At 61.9% G+C, this 22,815-nt stretch carries 14 protein-coding genes and 8 pseudogenes; 4 read left to right on the top strand and 18 right to left on the bottom strand.

Translation table 11 applies throughout. From position 1 onward, the window contains the following. From JFT80_RS24500 to JFT80_RS24895, 18 genes and pseudogenes are all read right to left on the bottom strand, one after another. Nucleotides 1–525, bottom strand: a pseudogene (locus tag JFT80_RS24500) (hypothetical protein); the annotation flags it as partial. 32 nt (nt 526–557) lie between these two features. Continuing rightward, a complete protein-coding gene (locus tag JFT80_RS24495; protein WP_242482978.1) occupies nt 558–1,202 on the bottom strand; it encodes a hypothetical protein in 645 nt (214 codons plus the stop codon). After that, on the bottom strand, nt 1,127–2,038 hold the full coding sequence (locus JFT80_RS24490) for a hypothetical protein (protein WP_242482977.1): 912 nt from the start codon (nt 2,036–2,038) through the stop codon (nt 1,127–1,129). Before JFT80_RS24490 ends, JFT80_RS24495 begins: the two co-directional genes overlap by 76 nt. Then, nucleotides 2,035–3,339 (bottom strand): annotated as a pseudogene (locus tag JFT80_RS17610) (lipopolysaccharide biosynthesis protein). Before JFT80_RS17610 ends, JFT80_RS24490 begins: the two are co-directional and overlap by 4 nt. Continuing rightward, nucleotides 3,336–4,337, bottom strand: a complete 1,002-nt coding sequence (locus JFT80_RS17605; protein WP_201148720.1) for a polysaccharide deacetylase family protein — start codon at nt 4,335–4,337, stop codon at nt 3,336–3,338. The pseudogene JFT80_RS17610 and the gene JFT80_RS17605 overlap by 4 nt, the downstream one beginning before the upstream one ends. A gap of 12 nt (nt 4,338–4,349) precedes the next feature. Next, a pseudogene (locus tag JFT80_RS17600) lies at nt 4,350–5,485 on the bottom strand (glycosyltransferase). Then, nucleotides 5,478–6,446 carry a glycosyltransferase gene (locus tag JFT80_RS17595; protein WP_201148719.1) on the bottom strand — a complete coding sequence of 323 codons (969 nt, stop codon included), beginning with the start codon at nt 6,444–6,446 and terminating at the stop codon, nt 5,478–5,480. The pseudogene JFT80_RS17600 and the gene JFT80_RS17595 overlap by 8 nt, the downstream one beginning before the upstream one ends. Next, nucleotides 6,443–7,811, bottom strand: a pseudogene (locus JFT80_RS17590) (O-antigen ligase family protein). The gene JFT80_RS17595 and the pseudogene JFT80_RS17590 overlap by 4 nt, the downstream one beginning before the upstream one ends. Further along, nucleotides 7,808–8,901, bottom strand: a pseudogene (locus JFT80_RS17585) (glycosyltransferase family 4 protein). The pseudogenes JFT80_RS17590 and JFT80_RS17585 overlap by 4 nt, the downstream one beginning before the upstream one ends. Continuing rightward, on the bottom strand, nt 8,898–10,490 hold the full coding sequence (locus tag JFT80_RS17580) for a Wzz/FepE/Etk N-terminal domain-containing protein (protein ID WP_201148718.1): 1,593 nt from the start codon (nt 10,488–10,490) through the stop codon (nt 8,898–8,900). Before JFT80_RS17580 ends, JFT80_RS17585 begins: the two are co-directional and overlap by 4 nt. Before the next feature lie 16 nt (nt 10,491–10,506). Next, nucleotides 10,507–11,535, bottom strand: coding sequence for a polysaccharide biosynthesis/export family protein (locus tag JFT80_RS17575; RefSeq protein WP_201148717.1), 1,029 nt, complete (start codon nt 11,533–11,535; stop codon nt 10,507–10,509). Nucleotides 11,536–11,557: 22 nt separating this feature from the next. Then, nucleotides 11,558–12,205 (bottom strand): CpsD/CapB family tyrosine-protein kinase, encoded by a 648-nt coding sequence (locus JFT80_RS17570; RefSeq protein WP_201148716.1) that lies wholly within the window; start codon nt 12,203–12,205, stop codon nt 11,558–11,560. Beyond that, nucleotides 12,205–12,951, bottom strand: a complete 747-nt coding sequence (locus JFT80_RS17565) for a sugar transferase (protein WP_201148715.1) — start codon at nt 12,949–12,951, stop codon at nt 12,205–12,207. Before JFT80_RS17565 ends, JFT80_RS17570 begins: the two co-directional genes overlap by 1 nt. Further along, nucleotides 12,948–14,006: an NAD-dependent epimerase gene (locus JFT80_RS17560; protein WP_201148714.1), complete on the bottom strand. Its 1,059-nt coding sequence runs from the start codon at nt 14,004–14,006 to the stop codon at nt 12,948–12,950. Before JFT80_RS17560 ends, JFT80_RS17565 begins: the two co-directional genes overlap by 4 nt. Beyond that, nucleotides 14,003–15,355 carry a UDP-glucose/GDP-mannose dehydrogenase family protein gene (locus tag JFT80_RS17555; protein ID WP_201148713.1) on the bottom strand — a complete coding sequence of 451 codons (1,353 nt, stop codon included), beginning with the start codon at nt 15,353–15,355 and terminating at the stop codon, nt 14,003–14,005. Before JFT80_RS17555 ends, JFT80_RS17560 begins: the two co-directional genes overlap by 4 nt. A gap of 492 nt (nt 15,356–15,847) precedes the next feature. Next, a complete protein-coding gene (locus tag JFT80_RS24485; RefSeq protein WP_242482979.1) occupies nt 15,848–16,510 on the bottom strand; it encodes an SGNH hydrolase domain-containing protein in 663 nt (220 codons plus the stop codon). Then, nucleotides 16,507–17,256, bottom strand: coding sequence for an acyltransferase (locus tag JFT80_RS24900; RefSeq protein ID WP_307833107.1), 750 nt, complete (start codon nt 17,254–17,256; stop codon nt 16,507–16,509). The genes JFT80_RS24485 and JFT80_RS24900 overlap by 4 nt, the downstream gene beginning before the upstream one ends. Then, nucleotides 17,178–17,816, bottom strand: coding sequence for an acyltransferase (locus JFT80_RS24895; protein ID WP_274610199.1), 639 nt, complete (start codon nt 17,814–17,816; stop codon nt 17,178–17,180). Before JFT80_RS24895 ends, JFT80_RS24900 begins: the two co-directional genes overlap by 79 nt. Before the next feature lie 195 nt (nt 17,817–18,011). Here JFT80_RS24895 and JFT80_RS17545 point away from each other — a divergent pair. From JFT80_RS17545 to JFT80_RS17530, 4 genes and pseudogenes are all read left to right on the top strand, one after another. After that, nucleotides 18,012–18,679, top strand: a pseudogene (locus tag JFT80_RS17545) (ABC transporter ATP-binding protein). A 1-nt stretch (nt 18,680) separates the two neighbouring features. Next, nucleotides 18,681–21,153 (top strand): annotated as a pseudogene (locus JFT80_RS17540) (FtsX-like permease family protein). Further along, a pseudogene (locus tag JFT80_RS17535) lies at nt 21,143–22,218 on the top strand (lipocalin-like domain-containing protein). The pseudogenes JFT80_RS17540 and JFT80_RS17535 overlap by 11 nt, the downstream one beginning before the upstream one ends. A 137-nt stretch (nt 22,219–22,355) precedes the next feature. Continuing rightward, nucleotides 22,356–22,523: a hypothetical protein gene (locus tag JFT80_RS17530; RefSeq protein WP_163019417.1), complete on the top strand. Its 168-nt coding sequence runs from the start codon at nt 22,356–22,358 to the stop codon at nt 22,521–22,523. Nucleotides 22,524–22,815: the final 292 nt, after the last annotated feature.

The raw sequence follows: 22,815 nt of genomic DNA, 5'->3' as shown, positions 1-22,815 counted from the left end.
CGGAGTGTGCTCCGCGACCCGCAGGCGCAACGCTTCATAAGCCGCTGCGGGGAAGTCGGGTGTACACAGCGAATTACGCCATTCAAATCGTGCTGTCATAGGTTCAGGTCGGTCCGTGGCGTTCATGAGGCGCTCCAGCGCAGGGCGAACAAGGTTTCCCCAGGCAGCTCGAAGCTGATGCGGCCGCCCTGGCATTTGAAAGGTGCTTCGCGGCTGCGATTGTCCGCGCCGAAGTAATGCAATGTGCCGTTGTTCAGCGGGCAGGCCGTGCCCTCCAGGCTGACCAGCTGGATGCGCGCGCCTTTGTTGACCCCGAACAGACTCGCGTTGATGGTCGCTGGCCATGGCCAGCACATCCACTTCGAAGGCGTCGTTCTCCAGGCGCATCACGTCGTGCAGCCAGTGCTGCTGCATGAACTGCTGGGCATACCCCACCGGTTTGAGCTCGTAGTGCTCTTCGTCGAGCATGCGCAGCATGCCTCTGCGATGGTCAGATTCGTCGGCGGCCTGGAACCAGCCGAGCATGTCGAGCAAGCCATCCTGGGATGAATTGATCGCTACCGAGGCCCACCACAGTGAAGCGTAATGGGTCTCCCTGGTCGTACGGGCTGAGAGCTGCTCCCGCTGGACATGTTGGTTTGGTCCAGCAGCAAGGCCTTGCGTGGGCGACCTTGGGCATCGAGCCCGACCAGTTCGGCAGCGCGCCGCACGCTGTCGCGATAGACCCGGGTCGCCAGCGGGTCGCGCACCATCCATTCGTGCCAGGCCAGCGCGTCGATGCTGTCCCCGGATTCGGCGAGCAGGCGCCTGGCCCAGTCGATGCCACGCCGGTCTTCGGCGTTTTCGATGAACGGACCGTTGATGAACCGCGAGCTCGCTGGCATCACAATGCGCACCCCGGCCTTGGCATTGGCCGGGTCGCTGCGTACCTGGCGGGCCATGCTGGTGAAGATCGCCTGATAGCTCGCGTAGTCGCGGTAGTTGAGGTTTGGCTCGTCGGCGAAGCCGATGTAGTGCGTGCCTTTGCCGCCGAGGGCGCGAGTGGCGGCCAGCCAGGCATCGAGCCCGGCGGTGCTGTTGGCATCCAGGCGCAGGTCGGCCACTCGGTACCGCCCGGCCAGCAGGGTCAGGTTCTGCGTGATGCCGAAGCGCTCCTGGAACAGGCGACGGAACTTGTCTTCGTAATGCGGCCGGGTCGCCATGATATCGACCAGGCTGTAATGGGTCGCGGCCGTGGCCTTGAGCGCATCGAACAAGGCAAAAGTCGATGGCGGTGGCAACGCGTAGGGCATGGCGATGCCCAGGTTCGGGTCTTGCCGATCACTCCCGGGTGCAGGGTCAGGCGGGTCTTGCCGAAGTCTTCGCGCACGGGTTTGAGTTGCTGTGGGGTCTGGGCAAACAGGTTGGCCGTGCCATCGAGCCAGAACGCCACTTTGCCACTGCCGCGCAAACGCAGGCGCCAGACCTGGTCAGCGGCGGCCACCGGCAACTCGATCTTGTCGAACTGCCAATACGCCGGGTAGGGCTTGAGGGCCAGCGACAGCTGCTTGCCGTCATCCAGCCGTTGCGCCTGCAAGGCCTCCACGCCGCCGTGGAACTTGCCGGCCAGTACCGCGCGCTCGCCGGCCGCGACCTTGAAGTACAACGCCTCGTTGTCCCCGGGTTCGGCGCTGAAATGCACCTTGGCCGGGGCGAACAACGCGACCGTGCGCTCGTCATGTTCGACGCGATAATTACGGAAGCTGTAGCCAGGAATTTCCAGTCGATAACTCGCCGCACCGGGCACCAGCGGCCAACTCTGACTGCCACGGATTTCACTCGCGGCTATGATGCGTTCACCCTGCAATTTGCCTTGGCCGTCGATCAGGTACAGCTGTTCTTCATTGGCTTGTGCCTGCCAGGCCGGCGTCCAGCGCACGGTCAGCGTGTCGGGGCTATCGGGTTGCAGGTACAGGCTGCCGTCGCGAATTTGCGCCCAGCGCATAGGGGCGGCTTCGACGCTCAGACACAAACTGGTGAGCAGTAACAGCCACTTCATGCTGACTTCCGTTGCAGCATTTGCAGCATGGGCGCCACGTCGCTGGGCAGGATGATCAGGGTTTGCCAGATAGGCACCCGACTCAAGTGGCAGTACAGCAGCAGCAGTGCCACAGTCACCGCCAGGTAGGCAATTGAAGAAGCCGCTGCCGCACCGACGATGCCATAGGCGGGGATCAGTATGAGGTTCAGCGGCAGGCTGAGCAGGGCGCTGAAACCCATCAGCAGGGAAATCGCGCCGGGACGGTTCTTGCCCAGCAGGTCCAGGCGCAGGATGCTCATGTAACACAGGCCCAGCAGGCCCGGCAGCAGTGCCAGGAGGGCCGGGTAGGCCGGTTGATAGGCAACCCCGAACAGGGTAATGATCAGCCATTCACCGATCAGCGCCATGGACAGGCACGCACCGATCATCACCGTGGCGGTGAGGCGCAATGCCAGGGGCGTGAGTTTCTCAATGCCCTTTTCCTGCTGTAGCAGGTTCTTCATCAGCGGAGTGGTCACGGCTTCGGGAACGATCAGCAGCAATTCGGCAGCCGCGCTGGCCATCGCGTAATGGCCCAGGGCCGTGGTACCCAACATGGCGCCGATGAACAGATAGTCGGAGCGCAGGATCACCTGCTGGAATAACAGGTCGGGATGGCTGCGGGCGCTGTAGCGCAGCAGTTCTTTCTGGCTGGCCCGATCCCACTGCAAGATCACCGGCTGGGCTCGCTTGAGCCACATCCAGCCGGTCAGCACCTACCATGCTGAGCCCGGCCAACCAACTGATCAACGCGGCTTCCAGTGCCGCGTTTTTCCCATCCAGAACAGGGCGAGAAACAGCAGCAGCGGCGCCACCGATTCGATCAGGCGCAAGACGTTGAACGCCATCACGTTGCCCGAGGCGTTGTGCAGCGTCAACAGGCCACTCTTGAGTACCGTCAGCGGCACCGCCAACAACAATAACCAGGCGAGCAAACCCAGTTGCAGGGTGATGTCCAGTTCGCTGCCGAACTCCCGCGTCAGCGCCACTACCACCACCGTCAGCAACCCGGCGAGCAAGCAGCCGTACACCAATACCTGACTCAGCAACAGACCCATGGGCCGATGCTGCGCTGCCTGGAAGCCGACGGCCGAATTGAGCCCGCCACTGGTGGCGGCGCTGATCAGTTCGGGCAGGGTACTGAGCAGGGCAAACAGACCACGCTCGCTTGGCCCCAGAATCCGCGCCAGCAAGACGTTGCGCAGCAGGCGCACGGCGATCATCGCCAGCTTGGTGCCCATGCTCACGGCCAGGTTTTTCAGGTACGTGTTGCGACTCATGCGCGGGCTCCGCGGCAGATGCGCCAGGACAACAACTGCGGATTGCGCGCCACCCGTTGGCTGACGCCGAACCTGGGCAGTGCCAGCGGATCCGAGTGGCCACGGTAAATCCCGGTAGCGGTGCCCAGGGCAAACGGGAAATCATGGTCGGCGACCTGACGCTGCACCCGCGCATCGTTGTCACCATTGGGGTAGCAGTACACTGGCAACGGCCGTTGGCAGCCGTTGTGCAGCGCATCGCGGCTACGGCGGATTTCCTCCGCCAGGGTACGATCGTCGAGCCCGGTGAGGATCGCATGGCTGGCACCGTGCGGACCGAAACGCACCAGCCCGGAATTTTCCAGCTCACGCACCTGCTGCCAGTCCAGTGCCTGGGGCATGGATTCGGCCGGACACTCGTCGGTGAGGCGGCAGAGCGCCTGGGGCGGCAGGGTTTTCAGGCTTTGCAGAAAGCGCAGCAGCGCCAGGCTGCGGCGTTGCTCGTTGGCATCGTGCAGCAGCGCCGGCAGTGGCCGGCCGGCCTGTTGCAGGGATTCGATCAGGTGTATCCGCGCTTCCTCGCCATGAGTGCCCCAGAGCGTTTCGCCAAGGCTTTCCCACCAGAACCGCTGGCGGCTGCCGATGAAATCGCTGGAGAGAAAAATACTCGCCGGCACTTGATGCTTGAGCAATACCGGGAAGGCATGCAGGGCGTTGTCGCGCCAGCCGTCGTCGAACGTCAGGCTCACTCTTGGCCGCTTCGTCGGGCTTTGGGTGGGTTGCAGGATGTCCATCAGCGGCACGCAGTCGAAGTGCCTGCTCAGCCAGCCCAGAAAGTGTTCGAACGCCTGGGTTCCGATGCACAGTTCGTTGCGATGGGGCAGGTCGGCGGCGTTGTCATCGGGCAGCACCCGATGCAGCATCAGGATCACCCCGGCGCCTTGCAGTTGATTGCGCCCCACTGACGAGTTCAGGTACAGCCATCCGCTGGTCTGTTTGAGCAATTGCATAATCCCCATGGTTCCATCCTCTCAGCGATTTTGTTCGGGGTTCCATCGTGCATAGCGTTGGCCGCGCAGGAACTGCCACAGCCCGATGCTCATCCCGGCAAGGGTGACGAGCAGGAAGGCGGCGAGGCGGAAGGGTTTGGGCAGGCGGTGTTGCGAGTCCAGAAGACCGGCGATGGCGATCGCATATCCGAGCAGTTGCGCGACCAGGAACACCTGGTAGAAAGCATGCTCCTGCCACAGCCAGAAATTGCTCAGCAACAACGGCAGCAACAGGATGGGGGCCAGGCGGCGGATCAGCTTGTGGCTGATCAGCGCGATGGCGTACAGCCCGTGCTTGAACGGGTTGAGCAGTTCGCGGCGCTGGGCCAGGCTTTGCAGACCGCCGACGGTCACGCGCTGGCGCCGGCGGAATTGTTTGTCTGCCTCGTCGACACCCTGGTCGATCACCTGGGCCTGGGGCACGAAAACGATGCGTTTGAACGCCACAGGTGCGCAGGTGCTGATAAAAAAATCATCGTTGACCTCTGCCGGCACGGTCTGGAACAACTCGCGTCGCAACGCCAGTAGCGCGCCATCGGCCGAGACCATGCAGCCGGTGCGATTCTCCACCCGGCGCAACCAGCCTTCGTAATGTCGATACAGGCTGTCGCCGATGCTCAGGCCTTTGCCGGTCACCGGGATCACCATGTGCCCGGCGCAGGCGCCGACCGCAGGGTCTGTCAGCGGCGCGAGCAGGTGGCCGAGGGTGTCGGTGGCCCATTGATTGTCGGCGTCGGTAAACACCAGGATGTCACCGCTGCTCAGTGCTACCCCGGCGTTGAGGGTCGCGGCCTTACCCCCGCGGGGCAGGTCGAGCACCGTGATGCGCGGGTCGACAACCTTGTGCGCACAGGCCACGGTGGCGTCGGTAGAGCCGTCGCTGGCCAGGATGATTTGCAGCGAGCGTGGCTGGTAATCCTGGGCCAGCAGCGTGCGCAGTTTTCCTCGATGTGCCGCGCCTCGTTGTGGGCGGCAATCACGATGCTCACGTTCATCGGTGGCGCCGGCGCCGGACGGCGCGCCGGGTACAGCGGTGCGAGCAACGTCAGCAGCATGGGATAACCCAGATAGGCGTACACCGGCAGCAGCAGGCACATCCAGAAAATGAATTCAGCCACGGGCGGGCCTCCTGGCATTCCATTGGCAAAGGCTGAGAATGAACGCGGCGCCGGCCAGGTGCAGACGCACCCAGTGCAAGCCCCAGAGTTGCACCGTCAGGCCGACGCTGCGGTGCCTGGCACTCTGGCGCAAGCTCAGCATCAGCGCCGGCAACAGTGTCAGCACAACCATCAGCAGCGCGTGATGCGGAAAGCCATTGAACAACGCAGAAATCGCCAGAAAATCCAGCAGCCACACCAGCAGCGACAGCATTGGAAAGCGCAGCAGGCGCAGGCTGAAACCGTGGGTGCGCAGCAGTTGCAGATGACTGCCCTGACGCCACATTTCTTTGCCCATCCATTCGCGCCAGTTCATTTCGTAACCCCAGTGCAGGGCGACGCTGTTGTTGATCGACAGCAGCCGCGCGCCCTGTTCGTGCAGGCGCAGGGTGAATTCCTTGTCTTCGCCAGTGCGCAGGGTTTCGTTGAAGCCACCGACCTTGTCGAACCAGCGACGGCGCATCAGCAGGTTGGCACTGGGCAGCCAGTCCACCGTCTGCACGGTATGGGCGCTGGGGCGCAGCGTACGGCGCTGCCAGGCAGTGGCGTACCACGGCGCTTCGGCGGGGGTGTGCAGATCCAGCGCAAAGACATCGGCCTGGCCGCTGGCCTCCAGTTCGAACAGGGGCTTGAGCCAGTCTTCGGGCATCTCGATGTCGGCGTCGATAAACGCCAGCCAGTGACCGCTGGCGATGGCCGTGCCGCGATTGCGCAGCGCACCGATCAACACGCCCGGCAGCTCCAGCACTTGCGCACCGAACTGGCGAGCAATGTGCGGGCCCCGATCAGTGGAGCCATTGTCGACCACGATCAGCTCGCATTGCAGGTCGGCGGCATGCGCGGCCTTCTGCGCAGCGAGCAGCGTGCGCCCAATATGCCGCGCCTCGTTGAACATCGGGATGACGATGCTGATGCTGTTCATGTCCGAGCCTCGAAGGGAGCGCTTTCTTCAGCTTTGATACGCAGCACGCTGGTCAGCGCGAGCATGATCCACACGTATTTCTGGTTCGGCGCGCTGAGGAACATCAGGAATAGGGTCAGCGACAGGAAGCTCACACCGAGGTGGGTCATCATGTCGGCCTGATGCCAGTCGCGGCGCAGCATCCACGCCGACCGCGCACGAATCAGGTTGTACAGACCGAGGGCGAGCATGCCGACAAACAACAGGCCGGCAGGCATCCCCAGCTCACTGAAAATCTCCAGGTAGGTGTTGTGCGCGTGCCGGTACAGTTCCTCGGGGTTGCTGTTGAAGGCGAAGGCCTTCGAATAACCGGTGGCTGCGTAGTGCAGCGGGAAGGTGCCGGGACCGGTGCCGATCAACGGGTTCTCGGCAATCATCCCGCTGCCGACCACGATGTAGGACGCGCGGCGGCCCAGGGACGCGTCCTGGCTCCTGGCGCCGGAGCTCAGGATGCTCAAGGACTCGATGCGTTTGATGTAGCTGGCCGGCATCGCGTACAGCGCAAGCGGAATCACGATCGCCAGACCCAGCATGGCAAAACCCCAGATGCCGCGGACGGATGCGGGGCAGCAATGCCCGGTAGTGCCAGGCGCCGATCAACAGGCTGATAAACAGCACCACCAGGCCCGAGCGGGATTCGGTCTTGGTAATGCCGACCAACAGCAGGAGGGTGCACCCACCCCAGAACAGCCGATGCAGCATGTTCGAACTACGCATGACCAGAAACAGCGCCAGGGGCACGGCAAAGGCGATCATCAGGGCGAAATTGTTCGGGTCTTTCAACAAGCCGGCAGCACGTCCGGCGTCCTGGTATTTAACGGAGAACAGCGTCATGGCGCAGGTCACCGCGACGCTGAGGGTGACCAGTTTGGCGAAGGTGTTCAGATTCAGTTCGCGACCAATCAGCAAGGTGATGATAAACAGCACCAGGCCGACACTCAGGTCACGCAGATGCCCAAGCGATACGCTCATGTTGTCGCTGTTCAGCAGGCTCAGCAGGTACAGCGCCATGAAGCTGAGCAGAAAGCGCCAGATATTGCTGCGCAAGCGTTCGGCCGGCAGTTGGTGCATCGCCAGTTGCAACATCAGGATCAGCACCAGCGAGGCACCCAGGATTTTCGAACCGGGAAAGGCGCTATCCTTGAACAGGCCCTCGAACGGCAGGATGGCGGCGATGCCCAACAGGCCCCAGGTCGGCTTGCGGTACAGGACCGCGACGCCGACCAGGCCCAGGACCACCCCCGGCGCCAGGAAAGGAAAAGGGCTGGCCAGCAAACCAAGGCAGACCAGGGCGAGCAAACTGACGATCGAGAGCGGAACAATCACGCGCGTGCCTCCCGTGCAGTACGGATATAAAGCTGCGACCAGCGTTCGGCCAGGGCCTTGAGGTCATAGCGATCCTGTTGCGTACGTCTTGCGTTGTCGATCAGTTCGCCGGTCAGTGCCGGCTCGGCCAGCAACGTACCGATCTGGCGGGCGAGGGCGCTGCTGTCGGCCGGCGTTGCCAGCAAGCCGTTGTGTCGGTCCTGCAGTACGTCTGGAATCCCGCCGACCGCGAACGCTACCACCGGCACCCCGGCCTGCATCGCCTCCAGCAGAATCATCGGCGTGCCCTCGGTGCGCGAGCTGATCACCAGCGCATCAAGTTGTCGCCACCACTGGCCCATGTCGGTCTGGTAACCGGGCAAGCGGATGCGCTCCTGCAAACCCGCTGCGTCGATGCGTGCCAGCAGTTCCTCGCGTTCCGGGCCGTCGCCAAGCATCACGGCGTCCAGGTGCGGGTACTGCTGACACAGCGGTATCAGCGCATCCAGAAACAGGTCCGGGCCTTTTTCACTGCTTAGCCGGCCAACGTAACCGGCGAGAAAGCGCTGCCGGTCGGTACTGGGGGCAATTGCCCGGTGGCGGCTGGCAAACCGTTGGGAATCACCTGCAGCTTCTGCCCCTCGACCCTGGCTTGACGGTGCAATACGGCGATGCTTTCGGCGACGCAGACCACGCGATCCACCGAAGCCGTGCGGCACAATTGCAGGCTGAGCCAGGTGTAGAACTTCTGCTTGCGACTGCGCGGGGTGAAGCCGTGCTGAGTAATCACCAGCGGCAGGCGCAACAGCGTCGCGCCAACCCAGCCGAACAACAGGCCCTTGAAGTTATGGGTGTTGATCAGCGGCCGCTCGCTGCGGCGCCGGCGCAAGTGCCGGAGCAATTCCCCAAGCCCGGCACAACCGCGACAGTCGACGCCGGCTTCGCGAAACCGCGCGATCAGCTCTGGCGGCGCATCCAGAAACAGCACCTGGTGCTGCCCGGGTGTTGCCAGGCAATGATCCAGCAACATCCGCTCGGCCCCATAGAAGCCGCCGCTGCTGAGCAAATGAATGATCGGCAGCGCGGCAACAGGGGAGGGTGCGGTGCTCAATTGCGCACCCAGTGCAGGAAGCTTGGCACGGTCCAGTTCTTGTGCGGATTGCTCGGCAGCACGTTCTGGTCGTTGATTACCAACAGCACCGGAATGCCCAGTTCGTGGCTGATTTGCGCCGGGTGTTTGAAGCGGTGATCGAAGAACTCACGCACGTAGACAAAGGCAATCGCCAGCAGCAACCCGGTGAGCATGCCGAACGGAATGATCAGGCCCGGTTTCGGGAACGCCGGTTCGGTCGGTTCAAACGGTGGGCTCAACACTCGCGCGTTGGACAGGTCGTCGTTGAGCGTGCGCGTGGTACTGCTTTCGGCAAACCGCTGGGCGTACGTCGAGAACGCGGCGTGCATCGCATCAATCTCGGTGTCCATCTGCCGCAGTTTGCTCTGGGTTTGCTGCAACTCGTGGATGCGGTTCTTGAACTCGGCGATGCGCGCGGTTTTCTGATTGATCACCTGTTGCACCACGGTCAGATCGTTGGTGCGTTCCTGGATGCGGTTGCTCACCACTTTGAGGAACTGCTGACGGGTGCGGGCGATCTGCTCGCGGGTCAGCAACATCGGTTCGCTGCCCGGCTGGAACACTGCCAGGTCATTCATGTAGCGGCTGACCTGAGTGGTCAGTTGCTCGCCGAGCTGTTTGATCTCGCGGTCTTCAAACGCCACGTTGTCGACTGTGGTGGTGAAGGTGTAGGGGAAGGTGTAGTCGTTGAGCTTGTTGGCGCTCGCGGCGGCGAGGCTGGTTTTCAGGTATTCGAGCCAGCGTTGGCTTTGCAGCAGGCGGTCCTGATACAGGTTCAACGCTTGCTCTTCGGTGTTGATCGCGTTGAGGCGAAAGGTGATTTCTTCCTTCGGATCAGACGAGCCGACACTTTCGAGTAACGCCTGGCGGTTGCCTTCCAGGCCGTCGATACGTACTTGATACAGCTGTTTTTTCGATTCGTAGAAAGACTGCGGCAAGTCGATAGATTGCAACGCCTGACGGCTGACCAGATAGTTCTGCAACAGGGCGGCGACAAACGTCGTGCCCTGATGCGGATCAGGGAAGCTGTAGACGATCGAGATCACGTTGGAACCGGGCAGTGTCTCGATTTTCAGGCTGTCGATGGCTTGCTGGGTCAAGGCGTCGAGTGCGGTGTCACGCACCGGGTCGGTCTCGAGCCCAAGCATGTTGCGCACCGGGTTGATCACGTATTGGCGCAGCGGCGAACTGACGTAGCGCTTGAACGGTTCGGCCACCAGTTTGCTGAAGATGCCCGGCGAAGGCGTGTACTCACCCTTGTCACGCAGTTCGCTGATGGTCTGACGGATCAGCGCCGGCGAACGGAGGATGTTGCTCTCGGTTTCCATGTCGGCTAGCGACGGCGGAATGAACGTGGCGTTGTCCACCGTCAGCGACGTCGTGGCGTCGCCCTGAGAGAGTTTTTTCGACTGCACGATCACCTGCGCGGTGATATCGAAGCTCTGTTTGAGCACCAGCGGCAGCAGCAGGGCGATGACTGCAAAGATCAGGAAGACCCGTTTCACCAGTTGCTTGTTGGCGAAGAAGATCCTGAAGAACTCATGCAGGTAGTTTTCCTTTGGATTCATGTCGGTCACCTGAGAGTCAGTTGTTGTTGCTGTCTTTGTTGTCGACGCGGTAGCCGAAGCTGAAACCGACGCCCTGGAACAACACCACGTCCGCCAGTTGCCGCGCCAGTTCACCGGCGCTGGCCAGTTTGGTTTTCGGCACGTAGAGCATGTCGTCCGGTTGCAGGTAGGCGATTTGCGGCGCTTCACCCGACAGGGCCTTCTCGACGTCGTAACGCACCGCCTGCACCTGATTGCCGTTGCGGCGCATGATCATTACCGAGTCCAGGCGCGCCTTGACGTTGGAACCGCGGGCCATGGTCAGGGCTTCGAGCACCGACACCGGACGGCGAATCGGGTAGGAGCCCGGCTGGCCGACTTCGCCCAGTACGTAGATCTCGTTGCCGGCGGTGGACTTGAGCAGCACGTCCACGGTCATGCGGCCCGGCAGGGTGGCGTAGCGTTTATTGAGAAAGGTTTCCAGCTGGTTGACCGTCATGCCCTGCAGCGGTACGGCGCCGATTTCCGGAAAGCTGGCGTAGCCGTCGGTGCCGACGATGATCTCGCGGCTCATGCCGGTATTGGGGTGGTTGAGTGTCGACTTGAGGTTCTGCTCGTTGGTCAGCGGGCTGACCACATTGAGCGACAGTGTGTTGCGATTGGGCTGGAACAGCTGCTTGCGCTCATACGCACGCTGTATTTCCACGCGGGCCTGTTCGCGGGTCAGGCCTTCGACTTTCACCGAAGTGTTGGCCCCCGGAAGCTCGATGGTGCCGTCGGGCAGTACCAGCTGGTTACCGTTGAGCTGGCTGGCCGCGGTGAAATTCAGCGCAACCATGTCGCCCGATTGCACGCGGTAGGCGTCAGAGCCACTGGTGCTGACGTGGAAGATCACGTCCAGGACATCCTGGGGCCGCAGGGTCTGCTCGACCTGGGGCACGTCAGTGGCCTGGGCATTGGTCGGTGCAGCGGTAAGAATCTGCACCGGCATCGACTGGGTTTCTTGGGAGGTGCTGGAGCAACCTGCAAGCGGCAGCAACAGCAGGACAAGCATTCTGGCGTTCATGTCGTCATCCTTTGGCGTTCGCTCACAGGTTTTTGTAGAGCCATTTAGGCATGTAGTACTTGCGTCGATTAAACACACTGCCCACCAGTTTTGCCCCGGCCTGGGTCAGGCGCTGGACAGCGGCCTGGGCCACTTCCCAACGGGTGTCTTCGGCGCGCACGACCATGATCACGCCATCGACTTGCGTGCTGATGACCAGCGTGTCGGCGGCGGAATACACCGCGTCGCCGTCGATCACCACGAAACGGTACTGGCTGCCCAATTGATCGAGCAACGGGCTCAGGCGCTCGGCGGTCAGGTGTTCCATGGTGCGGATCGGCCGGCCATTGGGCAGCACGTGGAACGGCAGGCTTGAGACCTGCACCACGCAGTCCTGCAACAGCGGCGGGTTGTCCGGGTTGAACAGCAAGTCGCGCAGACCGCGTTCTTTGCTCAGGTTCAGTTGCTGGGTGAGGTTGCTCGCCGATTGGCTGGCGTCGACCAGCAGCACCTGGCCGCTGCTCATTTGCGCCAACTGGCTGGCCAGCGCCAATGCACTGGTGGTGGTGCCGGCGCCGGGGTTGGCGGCGGTCAGGAACAGGATCCGCAGATCAAGGTCCAGCACGGTCGAAGTCAGGTTCGATTCGCTGGGGTTGGCAATGCTCAGGCTTTTGTTGGTTGAACCGTCCATTAGCTTGCTCCGTGGCCGCTGAATACTTTGAAAGGGGTTTTCAACAGAATCTTCAGATCAAGCAAAAGGCTCTGCTCGGCGATGTAGCTGAGGTCCAACTCAACGCGCTGGTCGAAGTCGATGTTGCTGCGCCCGGAGATCTGCCACAGGCCGGTCATTCCGGGATAAATCGCCAACCGGGCGAGGTGACTGTCCTTGTAGCGATAGGCGTTGAACGAGGTCGGGCGTGGGCCGACCAGGCGCATGTCGCCGGTCACTACATTGATCAGGTTGGGCAGTTCATCGAGGCTGGTGCGCCGCAGAAAACCGCCGATACCGGTGATGCGAGGATCCTTGTCGATCTTGAAATCGATGGCGTCGGCCCCGTGCTTGTTGAGGTGGCGCAGCGACTCCTTGAGCTCTTCGGCGTTGACCACCATGGTGCGGAACTTGTACATGCCGAACTTGCGGCCACGGTAGCCGGTGCGCTTTTGCACGAACATCACCGGGCCTTTGCTGGTGAGTTTGATGGCCAGCGCAAGGCCCAGCAGCAACGGCGAGATCAGCACCAGGATGATCAACGCCCCCAGGCAAGCCAGTACCCGGTTGGTGCGCGATAACGTCCAGGGGCGACCACCATCGCGACCAGTGATCCAGCCACGGCCCTGCATGTGGATGGCGGCATCCATGCGGATGCGGTGTTCGGGGTCCAGCCGCTTGTCCCGCCTCAATTGTTTGAGGGGTACACCTTTTTCATGTCCAGTCATGGCATCCTCCGCTGAAGTTCAGCCGCGAACGGCGCGTGGGCGATAGGCAGTGGGTAGTAGTCGCGAAACCAGGCAACGAAGCGCCCAAGTCCCTCATCCAGCGCGATCCGTGGCTGGAAACCGGTGGCCTGGGCCAGGTCGCTGGCATCGGCACAGGTATTGAGCACATCGCCGGGTTGCAGGGGCAGCAACTCGACCACGGCTGTTTGTCCAAGGTGTTTTTCCAGCAGCGCCAGGTAAGCCTTGAGCTCGACCGGGTGTTGCCCGCCAATATTGAAAATGCGCCACGGCGCCATGCTGCTGGCCGGGTCCGGGGTTTCCCGGTCCCACTCAGGGTTGGCCTGCGGTGGCCGCTCAATCAGGCGGGTGATGCTTTCGATGATGTCGTCGATGTAGGTGAAATCACGCTGGTGCTCGCCGTAGTTGAACAGCTTCAACGGCTGGCCTTGGGCAATCGCCCGGGCGAACTGGATCGGCGACATGTCCGGGCGGCCCCAGGGACCGTATACGGTGAAAAAACGCAAACCGGTGCTGGGAATGCCGAACAGATGGCTGTAGCTGTGCGCCATCAGTTCATTGGCTTTTTTGGTGGCGGCGTACAGCGACAGCGGGTGATTGACGCCGTCCTTCACCGAGTAAGGCGTGTGCTGGTTGGCGCCGTACACCGAACTCGATGAGGCATAAATCAAGTGCTCGACCGGGTGATGGCGGCAGCTCTCCAGAATGTTGAGGAAACCATTGAGGTTGCTGTCCAGATAGGCCCGTGGGTTTTCCAGCGAGTAACGCACCCCGGCTTGCGCCGCAAGGTGGATCACCACTTGCGGGCGTTCGCGGACAAACAGTGCGTCGATGGCCGACGCATCAGCCAGGTCAACCGTGGCGAGCGGGAAATCGCCGACCTGCTCGCGCACCCATTGCACGCGATCGTGCTTGAGTTGCGGGTCGTAGTAGGCGTTGAAATTGTCCAGGCCGACCACCGAGTGGCCGTCGCGCATCAACCGCAACACGCAATGGGCACCAATGAAACCGGCCGCACCGGTGACCAGCACCTTCATGGCCGTGGCCCTTCGGGAGCGATATGGCGAAGGCCGATGCCGCTGTAATGCAGACCTGCAGCGGCAACGTGTTCCGGGTTGTAGAGGTTGCGGCCATCGATGATGACTTTCGAGCGCAGCTTTTCCGCGAGCAACTCAAAATCGACCACGCGGAAATTTTTCCACTCGGTGCAAATCACCAGCGCATCGGCGTCTTCCAGCGTGTCGTCGCGGGTGGCGCACAGGTGCAGATCGTTGCGGTAGCCGTAGAGGCGCCGGCATTCAGACATGGCTTCCGGGTCGTAAGCCTGCACACTGGCGCCCTCGGCCCACAGGGCATCCATCAGGTAACGGCTCGGAGCTTCGCGCATGTCATCGGTGTTCGGCTTGAACGCCAGGCCCCAGATGGCAATGGACTTGCCGGCCAGACCCTGGGGGAATTGCGCTTTCAGTTTGCTGAACAGAATGTGCCGCTGCTGGTCGTTGACGTCGGTGACGCTGCGCAGCAATTTCAGGGGCATGCCGTTGTGTTCGGCGGTGTGCAGCAGGGCGCGCAAGTCCTTGGGAAAGCATGAGCCACCGAAGCCGCAGCCCGGATAGATGAAGTGGTAACCGATGCGCGGGTCGGAGCCGATGCCTTTGCGCACCGCTTCGATGTCGGCACCGAGCAACTCGGTGAGGTTGGCCAGCTCGTTCATGAAACTGATGCGGGTGGCGAGCATCGCATTGGCCGCGTACTTGGTCAGCTCGGCACTGCGGTTGTCCATGAACATCAGTTTTTCGTGGTTGCGGCAGAACGGCGCGTACAGCTCACTCATTTGCTCGCGCGCCACGTCATCGCGGGTACCGACGATGATTCGGTCGGGGCGCATGCAGTCGGCGAGGGCGCTGCCTTCCTTGAGGAATTCGGGATTGGAGACCACGCGCACGTTCAGCTCGGATTTGCCGCGACGCAGCAACTCGCTGTTGGCAGCGGCCAGCACCTGATCGGCAGTGCCGACCGGCACCGTGGATTTGATGATCAGCGTGCGATCGGCCTCCATGTGCGAAGCAATCTGGCGAGCAACGTTGAGCACGTGGCTCAGGTCGGCAGAGCCATCCTCATCGGCCGGTGTGCCCACGGCGATGAAAATCAGCTCGGCGTGCTCCACCGCATCACTGGCCTGGGTGCTGAACGATAAGCGCCCGGCTTTAATGTTTTCTTCCAGGGTGCTGGATAAGCCCGGCTCACTAATTGGAGGAACTGCTTGTTGCAGTTGCTTGATTTTATTCGGATCAATATCCACGCACAGAATGCGGTGTCCAACATCGGCAAGTGCCGCTGCTTGTATCAGGCCAACATAGCCCGTACCAAATACGCTCACGTCCATATTGGCGTGCCTCGTAAGACGGTGGAAAGAGTTCAAATCGAGACTGTCAAAAGGGGTATAGACCAGCCGTGGAAATCCGTGTCAGCAAAATGACGTGTTGCATCGGCAAGACAAACCCCAAGGTTGGGGGCGATATGCCATCAAGTGCTTGTCGCAGCTGCGTTTGCCCCGGTTTTGAGGGGTTTGAGGGGTGTTCAAAGAAAACGATAGACGGTCGTTGGGCGATTCTGGGGAGGGTTTATACGCTTCAGGTGTGTCAGATTTGAGTCAACATTTTTTTGACGCTTTGTAAAAAGTCCGACATTTCTTGCGCAAAAATGGCTATGTGCCAGCGCCAAGAAATAGCCGACAAACTATTGGCAAAATGCATTGCCGGGCGGCAACTCTTCGGGGAGAAAGCTTGCGATTATTCGAGGTGATTCGCGCGAACGATCACAGCGCGGATACAGCATCTACCCTCACGCCAAGGCGCGTCTGGTAGCGAGCAACGCTTCAGTTCATCACTGCGGACGACCCTTTGAGCATCTCCGTGCGTGCAGTGCGCACTGGATCATGCAGCAGCGAATATCCGCGCTCCAGCAACGTGCGGCCGATTAATCGCGAACCACCCTCATTCAGGTGCGAATCATCCAGATACAACAGCTGCCCCTGAATGATCGGGCTGCAAACCCCCGCCGGGCATATCACCTGATTGGGGTCGATAAAGCGCACCTGGGGAAATTTCGCCCGCACGTCCGCCCAATACGGTGCGAGCGCGCTCTGGGCTACCGAACAATCGCGCTCGGAGCCAAACATCAAACGCCTGATCGGGCAACTGGCGGCCTTTTCGATGTGCTGGTTGCTCAGGATCACGATGACCTGGCCGCTGCTCTCCACCACCCGCCGAATGCTCGCCTCAACGATATCCCCCGCATCGGCTTCCTTGGGCCAGACCGCCGCCATCACCACATAAGGGTATTTGTTCTGCTCGATCAGGCTGAACACCCGCTCGTTGCGTTTCGCGCAGTGGGCGGCGTACACCGGCGACATATCGGCGTCGTAGCCGGGGATCGGCGGGCACGAGTCCATGGTGTAATCCATGATCGATAGATTGTCGGGTCTGGCCAGCAGATCGACCATTCCCGTGAAGTGATTGGCAAACGAGTCGCCGATCATGATGCCGTCCAACACCGCTTTTTCGTGCCCAGGCGGCATGAGTCATCAGGACCGGTGCTGTACAACGCATTGGTGACATGACAGCCGCGACGAATTTCGTTCGGCCTGCTCTGTGTCATCGCTTCCAGCGCTGAAACCTGGGGACCAAAACGCTGCGGGAAACCGTTGAAAACAACGCTCAGCACGGCAATGGCAGCCAGTCCCAAGGCCGGGAGCGCAAATCGGCGAACGAACACCCGGGAGAAATGCCAGCTCGCGCCGGCGCGCCGGAAGGGTACCTCGACATAACGCCAGGACAGCCACGACAGCCCGATCGATACCGCGATCAGCAGCGCACCGACGGGTATGTCGACAGCGATTTCCAGATAATTGAGGTAGGCAATCAGTGGCCAGTGCCACAGATACAGCGAATAGGAAATCAGCCCGATAAACACCATTGGCCGGCAGGTCAGCAATCGCGAGTGCCTGTCGCCGCTGCCCGCGAGAATCAACAGCGCTGCACCCAGGCAAGGGATCAGGGCGTTAAGTCCGGGAAAGGTCGATTTCGCGTTCAAGGCAAACAGCGCGAAACCGATCAGCAGGTAGCCCGCCAGCGCGAGGGCATGGGTGGTCAGCTTGCCCATGACACGGGGCTGCTGCAGATAGATGCCCAACACCCCGCCCAGCATCAGCTCGAAAAAACGCGTCGGCAGCAGGTAGTAGGCGGCCGTGGCGAAGACGCCCGTCGCGTACTCGGAAACGGCCACTGCGAGCACCACGCCGATCCCAGGATCGGCAGAACGTAACGCGGTGCCAGGCGATAAACCAGCACGATGAACAGCGGCCAGATGACGTAGAACTGCTCTTCGATGCCCAGCGACCAGGTATGCAGAAGAGGTGCCTCGCCGGCATCGGCGGCGAAGTAGTTGCCGTACTTGATCCAGATATAGATGTTGGAAACGCCCAGCAGGGAGAGCAGGGCGCTGACGTTGAGCCGGATCAGGTCGGCCGGGGACAGGATAAAAGCGCCAACGATCACCGTCGCCAGCAACACCGTCGCCAGCGCCGGGACGATACGATTGATGCGTCGCTGATAGAAGCCCTTGAGCGAGAACGCGTTGCGCCTGACCTCGGAATACACCTGGGAGGTGATCAGGAAACCGGAGATCACGAAGAAAATATCCACGCCCACAAAACCGCCTGGCAGCAGGCTGGTATTGAGGTGGTGCAGCAATACCGCGATCACCGCTACAGCTCGCAGACCATCGATGTCCGAGCGGTATTTGCCTTCAGCCATGCGCCTGACCATCCCTAAAGCTTTCGCCATCCAGCCAAGTCCGACCCATGACAACCACAGTCAAGATTTTGGACAGTTAAACCCACATGTCATTTGTAGCTGGGAATTGGCTGGACGCAAATCGCCGTCAGTCGCCGCAGGTGCCCGGCACCCGGGCAATCGTGATCGGACAAAAGTCCTGCCAGGCCGCTATCCTTGGCCGACGCTCACCGAACGGGTCGACCCATGCTTGAAGTCCACGCAGTGTTCAAAGCTACGCAACGCCGCAAGGGCCCTTGCCGGTGCTGCAAGGCGTCGACCTGACGCTCGAACCCGGCAGCAGTCTGGCGCTGATGGGCGAATCCGGCAGTGGCAAAAGCACCTTGCTGCACCTGACCGCCGGCCTCGACAAGGTCGACAGCGGCAGTATTCGCAGCGGCGAACACCGGCTCGAAAGCATGAACGAGGCGCAACTGGCGAACTGGCGGCGCACGGAAGTCGGTCTGGTGTTCCAGCAGTTCAACCTGATTGGCAGTTTGCGCGTCGAGGACAATCTGGCGTTTCAGGCACGTTTGGCCGGGCGTCACGAGCCGCGCTGGCAGGCACATCTGGTACAGCGCCTCGGGTTGGCAGATCTGTTGCGCCGCTACCCGGAACAACTTTCCGGAGGACAACAGCAACGGGTTGCTTTGGGGCGCGCGCTGGCGTCCAGACCCCAATTGCTGCTCGCCGATGAGCCCACCGGCAGTCTCGATGAGGGCACCAGCGATGAGGTATTGAAGCTGCTGCTGGAACTGCTCGACGACAGCCCCACGACCTTGCTGATGGTCACCCACAGCCCTCGGGTCGCCGCGCGCCTCGCCGACAAAGTGGTGTTGCACCGTGGTCGCCTGGCTGGCGCGGACGGGCGCTGAGGTGCGGGTTTTCTACCAGGCATTACGCGCGCTGCTGAGCCACTGGCGGCAGCACCCGGTGCAATTTTTCAGCGTGCTGACCGGGCTGTGGCTCGCCACCAGCCTGCTCACGGGCGTACAGGCCTTGAACAGCCAGGCGCGGGACAGTTACGCCCGGGCCAGCGAGCTGATTGGGGGCGAACCCCAGGCCAGTCTCAGTGCCCCGGGCGGGGGAACATTTTCCCAGCAACTGTTTGTAGACCTGCGGCGTGCTGGTTGGCCGGTTTCGCCGGTGCTGCAGGGACGGGTGACGCTCAAGGGACTGGAACAACAGCGACTGCAACTGATGGGCATTGAACCGGTGTCGCTGCCGGCGGGTTCTGCGGTGGCCGGGCGGGCGCTGGCGATCGAGCAGATCGTCGAGTTTTTCACGCCCCCGGGCAGCACCTGGGTCGCACCGCAAACGTTGCGGGCCATGGGGCTGCATGAGGGCGAACGGCCGGTCAGTGCCAATGGCCAGATCTTGCCACCACTGCATGCCCAGGCCGACATGGCGCCTGGCGTACTGCTGGTGGACATCGGCTTTGCCCAGCAGATTCTCGACCAGCCCGGTCAAGTGTCGCGCCTGCTGTTGCCCAAGGATTTCAGCGCGCCGCTGCCGGACGGGTTCAGCGCTGTGCTGCAACTCACGCGCAGTGGTGAAGAAAACAATCTGGCGCGCCTGACCGAAAGCTTTCACCTGAACCTCGATGCCTTGGGTTTTCTTTCATTCGTGGTCGGCCTGTTCATCGTCCATGCGGCCATCGGCCTGGCCCTGGAGCAACGCCGTGGTCTGCTGCGGACCTTGCGTGCCTGCGGCGTCAGCGCGCGGATGTTGATCGCTTGCCTGGTCGTCGAGCTGGGCGCTTTGGCGCTGGTCGGCGGAGTGGCCGGGGTCACCAGCGGCTATCTGTTGGCGAGTGTGCTGTTGCCGGATGTCGCCGCCAGCTTGCGGGGCCTGTATGGCGCCGAAGTCGCCGGGCAACTGAACCTGAGCCCGTGGTGGTGGTTGAGTGGCATCGGCTTGAGCCTGCTCGGGGCGTTGCTGGCCGGAACCAATAGTCTGTTGCGGGCGGCGCGCCTGCCCTTGCTGGCCCTGGCCGATCCCCAGGCCTGGCACCAGGCCCACTCGCGCTGGCTGCGCCGCCGGGGCTGGGTCGCAGCGCTGGCAGCGGTGATCGCGCTGTTGGCATTGTTCCTGGGCGATAGCCTGGCCAGCGGCTTTGTGCTGCTGGCTGCGTTGTTGCTCGGGGCCGCGCTGGCGCTGCCGGTGGTGCTCAATCTGGTGTTGAACGCAGTGCTGCAGCGCAGTCGCTCGGTGCTCGGCCAATGGTTCGTCGCTGATTGCCGCCAGCAGTTGCCGGCGTTGAGCCTGGCATTGATGGCGCTGCTGCTGGCGCTGGCCGCAAACATCGGCGCCGGGAGCATGACCGGCGGTTTTCGCGAGACCTTCAGTCACTGGCTGGAACAACGCTTGAGCGCCGAACTGTACCTCAACCCACTGAACCCGGCGCAGTCGGTCGAGTTGTACGCCTGGCTCAAACAGCAGCCGCAGGTCGAGGCGGTGCTGCCCAACTGGCAGGTGTCGACGCAATTGCAGGGTTGGCCCACGGACGTCTTTGGCGTGATCGACCACCCAACCTATCGCCAGCACTGGCCGCTGCTGGAGGCCCAGGGTGACGATCCATGGAAGCGCCTGGCGAGCGACGACAGCGTGATGCTCAGCGAACAGCTGGCCCGCCGGTTGAAGGTCCGGCTGGGGGATTCGCTGCCAACTGACCACGCCCGGTGGAACCTGGTCGCCGCAAATCATCGGCATCTATGCCGACTACGGCAATCCCAAAGGCCACGTACTGGTCAATGAGCGACACCTGCTGCGCCATTGGCCACAGCTGACGCCCAATCGATTCAACCTGCGAATTGATCCGGCCTCGATTCCGTCTTTCCTCACCACGCTGCAGGCGCGCTTCGCCCTGGATGACAATCGGATCGTCGATCAGGCGCGGCTCAAGGACTGGTCCTCACAGGTGTTCGAGCGCACCTTTGCCGCAACCGCCGCGCTGAACAGCCTGACCCTGGCGGTCGCGGGGGTCGCTTTGTTCATCAGCCTGCTGACCCAGAGCCAGAGTCGTCTGGGGCAGCTGGCACCGCTGTGGGCGCTGGGGGTGACGCGGCGCCAATTGATGTTGCTGAACCTGGGGCAGACCTGGCTGCTGGCGGTGCTGACGTTGGTCCTGGCATTGCCGCTGGGCATCGCCCTGGCCTGGTGCCTGGACGCCGTGATCAATGTCCAGGCGTTCGGCTGGCGCCTGCCGCTGCGGGTGTTTCCGTGGCAGCTGTTGCAATTGATGGGGTTGGCCCTGCTCGCGACGTTGCTGGCGTCGGCGTGGCCGTTGTATTCGCTGTACCGCACGCAACCGGCGGACCTGCTGAGGACGTTTGCCCATGAGGATTAACGCGGTTGTGTGGTTGATCGTGCTGCTGTTGCTGGGTGGCTGCGATCAATCAGTGCCCGAGCAAAAGGGTTTTGCCGGGATGGGCGATCAGGCGTCAGGGTTCACCCCGGTGGTGCCGGGGCGGGTGTTCAGCTTTCCGGCGGACCACGGCGCCCATGCGGGTTTTCGCATTGAGTGGTGGTACGTGACCGCCAACCTCAAGGACGCCCAGGGCCGCGAGTTCGGCGTGCAATGGACCTTGTTCCGCAGCGCCCTGCAGGCCGGGCCGACAGCGGCGGGCTGGGCCAGCCAGGTGATCTGGCTGGGGCACGCGGCAGTGACCTCGGCCACCGCGCACCACGCCGCCGAGCGTTATGCCCGGGGTGGGGTGGCGCAGGCGGGCGTCGCACTGGCGCCGTTCAAGGCATGGATCGATGACTGGCACTTCAGCAGCCAGGGGCGCGATGCGCTGGCCGACCTGCAACTCAGCGCCCGGGACAAGCACTTCAGCTACAACCTGCGCCTGACCGTCCACAGGCCCGTTGGTATTGCAGGGTAATCAAGGCTTTAGCCAGAAATCGGAACAGGGCCAGGCGTCGTACTACTACAGCCAGCCGTTTTTCCAGGCCAGCGGCGACGCTGGTGATCGATGGCCACCCGCTATCAGGTCAGCGGCCCGGCGTGGCTCGATCGCGAATGGAGCAGCCAGCCTCTGACCGCCAACCAGACGGGCTGGGACTGGTTCTCCCTGCACCTGGACAGTGGCGAGCAGGTAATGCTTTATCGCATGCGGCAAAAGGACGGCGAGCCATACCTGACCGGCACCTGGATCGATGCCCAGGGCCACACCCAGGCGTTGCACGCCAGCGAGATCAGCCTGGCGCCCGAGGGCACCGCGAAGGTGGCCGGTCGCACCATGCCCGTCAGCTGGTCGATCAGGATTCCGGACAAAGCAACTCGACATCCGTCTCCGTGCGCTGAACCCGAATGCCTGGATGGATTTGCGCATTCCCTACTGGGAAGGACCGGTGCACCATGAGCGGCAGCCATGGCGGCCAGGGCTACCTCGAAATGACCGGGTATTAGCCGCGCAAACGGCTTGGAACTCCAGCCCACCTGCAACTCTCTACCGTACGAACCCCTGCCGGGAACGCCGCATTGTGATGACTGCGGTGAGCGTGGCCGGGACAGTATCGACGATCCTGAGCCTGAGGAGGCCAGCAATGAAACCGGTAACCGAGACGGAACACCCTGACGAGCCCCGGCCACCCGGGGAAGTCGAGCGCGACAATGATGCGTTGCGGCCCACTGACCCCAATCGCCGCAAGGAACAAGGCAAAGGCACTGCCAGCGGGGAATCGACGGCGCAGGAGACGGCTGACAATTCCTGATGATTATTCAAATATAACTTTCACACAGTTCTGACAGTAAGTTTATTGGTCAGACGGTGAATTCGAGAATTGGGTTGCATGATATTTAAAGTGACATCCTGTTAAATATAATGTCGATAAATTTCATGTTGGTTTCGGCGATTTATCTTCAAACCTATATTAAAATAGAGTTCGTTCGCCCAGTGTCATGGCTCTTTACCAGTGCATGGATTGCCGAGGCCATTGCACTGGGCGAACCCTCTTCATCAGTCATTGCCAGGTTATGCGGCGTTCACAGGGTCGCTCTTTTTTG

Source organism: Pseudomonas sp. TH10 (assembly GCF_016651255.1).
Classification (GTDB): domain Bacteria; phylum Pseudomonadota; class Gammaproteobacteria; order Pseudomonadales; family Pseudomonadaceae; genus Aquipseudomonas.
The sequence above is the reverse complement of the archived record's forward strand: the minus strand, read 5'-3'. Positions and strand labels throughout refer to the sequence as shown.

Coding starts and splice junctions, on each gene's coding strand:
- JFT80_RS24495 (WP_242482978.1), bottom strand. CDS start 1,202: ATGGCGACCCGGCCGCATTACGAAGACAAGTTCCGTCGCCTGTTCCAG.
- JFT80_RS24490 (WP_242482977.1), bottom strand. CDS start 2,038: ATGAAGTGGCTGTTACTGCTCACCAGTTTGTGTCTGAGCGTCGAAGCC.
- JFT80_RS17605 (WP_201148720.1), bottom strand. CDS start 4,337: ATGGGGATTATGCAATTGCTCAAACAGACCAGCGGATGGCTGTACCTG.
- JFT80_RS17595 (WP_201148719.1), bottom strand. CDS start 6,446: ATGAACAGCATCAGCATCGTCATCCCGATGTTCAACGAGGCGCGGCAT.
- JFT80_RS17580 (WP_201148718.1), bottom strand. CDS start 10,490: ATGAATCCAAAGGAAAACTACCTGCATGAGTTCTTCAGGATCTTCTTC.
- JFT80_RS17575 (WP_201148717.1), bottom strand. CDS start 11,535: ATGAACGCCAGAATGCTTGTCCTGCTGTTGCTGCCGCTTGCAGGTTGC.
- JFT80_RS17570 (WP_201148716.1), bottom strand. CDS start 12,205: ATGGACGGTTCAACCAACAAAAGCCTGAGCATTGCCAACCCCAGCGAA.
- JFT80_RS17565 (WP_201148715.1), bottom strand. CDS start 12,951: ATGACTGGACATGAAAAAGGTGTACCCCTCAAACAATTGAGGCGGGAC.
- JFT80_RS17560 (WP_201148714.1), bottom strand. CDS start 14,006: ATGAAGGTGCTGGTCACCGGTGCGGCCGGTTTCATTGGTGCCCATTGC.
- JFT80_RS17555 (WP_201148713.1), bottom strand. CDS start 15,355: ATGGACGTGAGCGTATTTGGTACGGGCTATGTTGGCCTGATACAAGCA.
- JFT80_RS24485 (WP_242482979.1), bottom strand. CDS start 16,510: ATGATCGGCGACTCGTTTGCCAATCACTTCACGGGAATGGTCGATCTG.
- JFT80_RS24895 (WP_274610199.1), bottom strand. CDS start 17,816: ATGGCGAAAGCTTTAGGGATGGTCAGGCGCATGGCTGAAGGCAAATAC.
- JFT80_RS17530 (WP_163019417.1), top strand. CDS start 22,356: ATGAAACCGGTAACCGAGACGGAACACCCTGACGAGCCCCGGCCACCC.